This is a genomic window from Coleofasciculus sp. FACHB-712 (assembly GCF_014695635.1).
In the GTDB taxonomy this organism is placed as follows: Bacteria; Cyanobacteriota; Cyanobacteriia; order Cyanobacteriales; family FACHB-T130; genus FACHB-T130.
Genome location: NZ_JACJOQ010000348.1, coordinates 1 through 1,644 on the forward strand (window position 1 = coordinate 1; position 1,644 = coordinate 1,644).

Annotated in this window: 2 protein-coding genes; both read left to right on the forward strand. The window is 44.7% G+C overall.

The window, feature by feature from the left end:
* Nucleotides 1–753: type I methionyl aminopeptidase (map, locus tag H6F50_RS08870; protein ID WP_190428405.1), on the forward strand; the 753-nt coding region annotated here is incomplete at its 5' end.
* Between the two features lie 178 nt (nucleotides 754–931).
* A complete protein-coding gene (locus tag H6F50_RS08875; protein ID WP_190428406.1) occupies nucleotides 932–1,570 on the forward strand; it encodes a Uma2 family endonuclease in 639 nt (212 codons plus the stop codon).
* The last annotated feature ends 74 nt before the right edge of the window (nucleotides 1,571–1,644 follow it).

A 1,644-nucleotide genomic window follows, 5' to 3' on the forward strand; every position in this document is an offset into this window, starting at 1 on the left:
ATTAAGTCACAGCGTGAAATTGAAATCATGCGACAGGCGGCGAAGATTGTGGCAACCGTGCTGAAAGAAATTCAAGAGATGGTGCAGCCCGGTATGACAACGGCGGATTTAGACGCTTATGCCGAAAAGCGCATCCGCGAAATGGGGGCAACGCCCAGTTTTAAGGGATATCACGGCTTCCCCGCTTCCATTTGCTCCAGCATCAACAATGAAGTCGTACATGGCATTCCCAACGCCAAAAAAGTGATTCGGACTGGCGATGTCTTGAAAGTTGATACAGGTGCTTATTTCCAGGGCTATCACGGTGATTCCTGCATCACTATCGCCGTTGGTGAAGTGACACCAGAAGCGGCTAAGTTAATCCGCGTGGCAGAAGAAGCGCTCTTTAAAGGAATTGAACAAGTTAAAGCTGGAGCCTACTTGCTCGACCTTGCAGGTGCCATTCAAGACCATGTGCTAAGCAATGGTTTTAGTATTGTGGAAGACTTCACCGGACACGGTGTTGGACGGAATTTGCACGAAGAACCGTCAGTTTTTAATTTCCGCACCCGCGAAATGCCCAATGTCAAGCTTCGGGCTGGAATGACTTTGGCAATTGAGCCGATTTTAAATGCTGGTTCAAAATTTACCCGTATCTTATCCGACAAGTGGACAGCAGTGACGGTGGATAATGCCCTGTCAGCTCAGTTTGAGCATACGGTATTGGTAACGGAAGATGGACATGAGATTTTGACCGACCGCTCGAAAGTTTAACGCATCGTTACATTGATTGACCCGCAGCATAAAATGCTGGGACTATACAAACAAAGCTCGCCTATGCGGGCTTTGTTTATTTTTATAGAATAAGTTGATAAAGCGATCGCATCTTGATACAAATTCTATTCTCATCTCTAAAATTTGAAATTTAAAATAGCTATGAGCAGGTGGCAATATGTACCAAACAGCACAAGAATTAGAAGCACAAATGCCAGATGCTACAAAACTTTTGAGCGATGAACCAGAAATGGAAAGTTCTTTGCACTACAAGCAACTAGCTTTATTGGTGAGTTGCTTAGAATGGTTTTGGCGCGATCGCAATAATTTTTTTATTGGCGCTAATCTGACAGTTTATTTTAGTCGGCAGCAATTGCGAAATCGAGACTTTAGAGGACCAGACTTTTTCCTAGTGAAAAACACGGAAAAAAAAGAGCGTCTCTCTTGGGTAGTGTGGGAAGAAGAAGGCAAATATCCCGATTTAATTATCGAATTACTGTCCAATACGACTGCTAGCATTGACCGAAATCTCAAAAAAGAGTTGTATCAAAACCGCTTTCGCACGCCAGAATACTTTTGGTTCGATCCCGAAAGTTTAGAGTTTGCGGGTTTCCGGTTGGTAGGAGAACAATATCAAGCGATCGCGCCCAACCCTCAAGGCTGGCTGTGGAGTGAGGTTCTAGATTTGTATTTGGGTATAGAAGCCGGAAAATTGCGCTACTTTATCCCAGAAGGTTCTCTAGTTCTTACCCCAGAAGAGGCAGCAGAACGACTAGCAGAACAACTGCGATCGCTCGGTGTCGATCCGGATACTTAAGCGAAAAAGCGATCGCGTGAAACAATGTTTATTGGCAAGCTAGGATTTTATTGCCTAGACGCGCTCAGGCGTTC

Excerpts from the sequence above, each read along its gene's own strand:
- H6F50_RS08875 (WP_190428406.1), top strand. The coding sequence starts at position 932 with ATGTACCAAACAGCACAAGAATTAGAAGCACAAATGCCAGATGCTACA.